This window comes from Modestobacter sp. DSM 44400 (assembly GCF_900107175.1).
Taxonomy (GTDB): domain Bacteria; phylum Actinomycetota; class Actinomycetes; order Mycobacteriales; family Geodermatophilaceae; genus Modestobacter.
Genome location: NZ_FNOZ01000122.1, coordinates 1 through 3447, shown reverse-complemented (window position 1 = coordinate 3447; position 3447 = coordinate 1). Strand labels below are relative to the sequence as shown.

Here is a 3447-nt window from a genome sequence, read left to right as displayed (position 1 = left end):
GCGGGCGAGGACGTCGAGGCCGAGGTAGCGGCGCCCTTCGGTCCATTCGTCGTGCTGCTCGGCGAGCACGGCGCCGACGAGGCGGATGAGGGAGTTCCGGTCGGGGAAGATCCCCACGACGTCGGTGCGCCGGCGGATTTCCCGGTTCAGCCGCTCTTGCGGGTTGTTGGACCAGATCTGGCGCCAGATCTCCTTGGGGAAGGCGGTGAAGGCCAGCACGTCGGCCCGGGCGCCCTCGAGGTGTTCGGCGACCTTGGGGAGCTTGTCGGCCAGCGCGTCAAGGACCCGGTCGAACTGGGCGTGCACGGAGGCGGCGTCGGGCTGGTCGTAGACCGAGTGCAGCAGCGCCCGCACCCACGGCCAGGACGCCTTCGGCGTGGCGGCCATCAAGTTCGCGGCGTAGTGGGTTCGGCACCGCTGCCAGGCAGCACCCGGCAGGGTGGCGCCGATCGCGGCGACCAGCCCGGCGTGCGCGTCGCTGGTGACGAGCTGAACGCCGGTGAGGCCGCGGGCGGTCAGGTCCCGGAAGAACGCAAGCCAGCCGGCGCCGTCCTCAGCGCTGGTGACCTGCAGGCCGAGGATCTCCCGGTGGCCGTCGGCGTTGACGCCGGTGGCGACCAGGGCGTGCACGCCCACGACCCGGCCGCCCTCACGGACCTTCAGCACGAGGGCGTCGGCGGCCAGGAACGTGTACGGGCCGGCGTCCAGCGGGCGGTGCCGGAAGTCCGCGACCTGCCCGTCGAGATCCTTGGCCATCTCACTCACCTGGGACTTCGACGGGCGAGTGATGCCCAGAGACTCGACCAGCTTCTCCATCCGCCGGGTGCTCACCCCGAGCAGGTAGCAGGTCGCGACCACGGTGGTCAGCGCCCGCTCCGCGCGGCGACGGCGCTCCAGCAGCCAGTCGGGGAAGTACGAACCCGAACGCAGCTTGGGAATCGCCACGTCCAGGGTGCCGGCCCGGGTGTCGAAGTCCCGGTGCCGGTAGCCGTTGCGGACGTTGGTGCGGTCGGCGGAGCGGGCCCCGTACTCGGCGCCGCAGACCGCGTCGGCCTCGGCACTCATGAGGGTGTTGATGAAGGTGGTGAGCATCTGGCGCAGCAGGTCAGGGCTGGCCTGGGCCAGCTGCTCGTGCAGGAAGTGGGCAGGGTCGATACTGCTCGGAGCGGTCATCGCGTTGGTCTCCTGAAGCACTGTGGTAGGTCTTCAAGAAGATCACGCGGTGGCCGCCCTCACGTCCGTGGCCCGCTGCTCACCGGGGCCGTCGCACACCACCTTGGTGGACGCCACTCCAGTGCCAGTGCCTGGAAGTCTTCCGGGTGCAGGTGCACGGAGACGTCCTCGTCGTCGCGCAGCAGCAGGACGTCCGCGTCGACCCAGAGCGCCATCGGATGGTGCTCCAGTGCCTCCCGCAGCAGCCGGAGTTTCGCCCACTTGGCGCGTTGGGCACCGTCATCCGCGCCGACGCCGTCCTCGGCCAGCTCGTGAGCGAGGACCGTCCAGCCCCACCTGGTCCCCCACCGCTGAAAGCTCGGCAGCGCCAGATCGTGCAGCACGGATCGCATGTTCGGGCCTGCTGCGGTGACGACGGCGCCCCGCGAAGGCAGTGAACTGTCCACGGTTCCTGGCCCCTCAACGGGGTTGGGAGGGTGACCGGGTGTCAGCCGTCGGTGTCGCCGGCCGCGCCTCCCGCGAGGACGTTGTGCTGCGGGCTCGGCATTACCGAGTCGGCGCCGTGGACGCTCTTCCAGATCGCCTGGTTGAGCACGTTTTCATCGGCCCTGTCTTCCTTGGTGAAGTCCTGCTGCGCTGATTCGGCGGCCATCGGCGCGGCCGCCGTGTTCACCTCGTCGAACGCCTGGGTCGGGGTTCGCAGCGCGTAGGGGGCGGGGTTGGGGGTCTGGGTGAATGCCGGGGCCATCGGGGTGGCGTAGGCGTCGAACTGCGTCATCGGCCCGACCCCGGCGATCAGCTCCATGCTGCGCAGCATGGAGGCGCTGTCGTAGAACGTGGAGTCGACCGTGCCGGTCTGCGTGTAGGGGCTGATGGCCAGTGCAACGGTGCGGTGGGCATCGACGTGGTCGGGCCCGTTCTGTGCGTCGTCCTCGGTGACGAAGATTGCGGTGTCCTTCCAGAACTCCGAGTTGCTGACTGCATCGACCAGGCGACCGAGGGCGTAGTCGTTGTCCGCGACGTAGGCCTTCGGCGTCGGGAAGCCCTCCTTGGTTCCCGAGGTGTGGTCACTGGGCAGCCGGACGAACTGCATGGTCGGCATGGTGCCCGTCGCCTGGTCGGCCTGGAAGTCCTTGAGTCAGGTGTCGATCCGCCCGGGCCCGCACCCTTCCTGGCGTGGCTCCCAGGTGCCGCTGCTGTCCGGGCAGTTCAGGTTGTAGCCGGGGTAGTCGGGGTTGGTCGCCGGGCTGAGCACCGGATCGCTCGTGGTGGCGGGCAGTGGGCTGGTGGCGTTGAGGCTGGTGTAGAACCCGTAGTTCCGGAAGGAGACGTCGTTGTCGGCGAGCTTGTTCCACAGGTGGGAGTTGGCCGGGTCGACGTTCGGGCCGATCGCGGGGTCGGCGTTCTCCGACGGGTACTCGCCCTTGCGTGAGGAGTAGTTCGCCGGCCACTGCTGTTCGGCGTAGGAGTTGGAGTTGGCGGCGGTGACCCAGTTCCAGCCGTTCGCGCTGATCTCAGCGTCGGCGTAGAAGTTGTCGAGGGTGGTGAACTGCCTGGCCAGCGCCCGGGTGTTCGGGGCCGAGTCGTCTCCGAACAGGGTCAACGACGGGTCGCCGTTGCCCTGGCCCAGATCCCCGAGCACCTGGTCGTAGGTGCGGTTCTCCTTGACGACGTAGATGACGTGCTTGATCGGGCTGGGCTGACCGACCCTGCGGGGGATCACCGACCCGGTGCCCGTCGGCGTGCGCACCTTGCCGCGCTCGTCGAAGGCGTTGTTCGCCACGACCTGCTCGGAGAGCTTCCTGAGCTCACCGGCGGATGGGGTGGGTACCACCGACAGCGTGCCCGGGATCATCGACCCGGCGTACTGGTCCTCCGCGGCGCGCCCGGGTGAGTAAGGGTCCGGGTACCCGGGGCCATTGTTGGGGCCGGCGCCCAGCCCCCGGCCGTTGGTGACCCACAGCTTGTCATCGGCGAGGACCACCGATGTGGGGTACCAGCCGACCGGGATCATCCCGCTGACCTTGTCCTTGCCCAGATCGACCACCGCGACGTCGTTGTTGCCGGAGTTGGCGACGTACAGGGTGCCTCCGTCCGCAGACACCGCCAGCCCGTCGGGGTTGCTGCCGACCTGGGCGTCGCGGTAGGGCGCCAGGGGGATCGTGCGGGTGAGGGTGTCGTGCGGTGACGTAGAGCCGCGGCACCGACAGCGGCAGGTCCATGGCGAACAGCCGGGCGGTCCCGCTCTCGTGCCCGCTGGCGCGGATGCTGAAG

Annotated in this window: 3 protein-coding genes and 1 pseudogene; all 4 read right to left on the bottom strand. The window is 69.4% G+C overall.

Annotated features, from left to right (window positions below; genetic code table 11):
• Positions 1 to 1173 (bottom strand): IS256 family transposase (locus tag BLW04_RS25020; protein ID WP_091548310.1); only part of this gene is annotated, 1173 nt, incomplete at its 3' end.
• A gap of 59 nt (positions 1174 to 1232) precedes the next feature.
• Positions 1233 to 1556 carry a hypothetical protein gene (locus BLW04_RS25015; protein ID WP_139307036.1) on the bottom strand — a complete coding sequence of 108 codons (324 nt, stop codon included), beginning with the start codon at positions 1554 to 1556 and terminating at the stop codon, positions 1233 to 1235.
• Between the two features lie 104 nt (positions 1557 to 1660).
• A pseudogene (locus tag BLW04_RS25010) lies at positions 1661 to 2296 on the bottom strand (alkaline phosphatase family protein); the annotation flags it as partial.
• A 15-nt stretch (positions 2297 to 2311) separates the two neighbouring features.
• Complete coding sequence (locus BLW04_RS25005) at positions 2312 to 3277, bottom strand: hypothetical protein (protein WP_175484298.1); 966 nt, start codon at positions 3275 to 3277, stop codon at positions 2312 to 2314.
• Between the last annotated feature and the right edge of the window lie 170 nt (positions 3278 to 3447).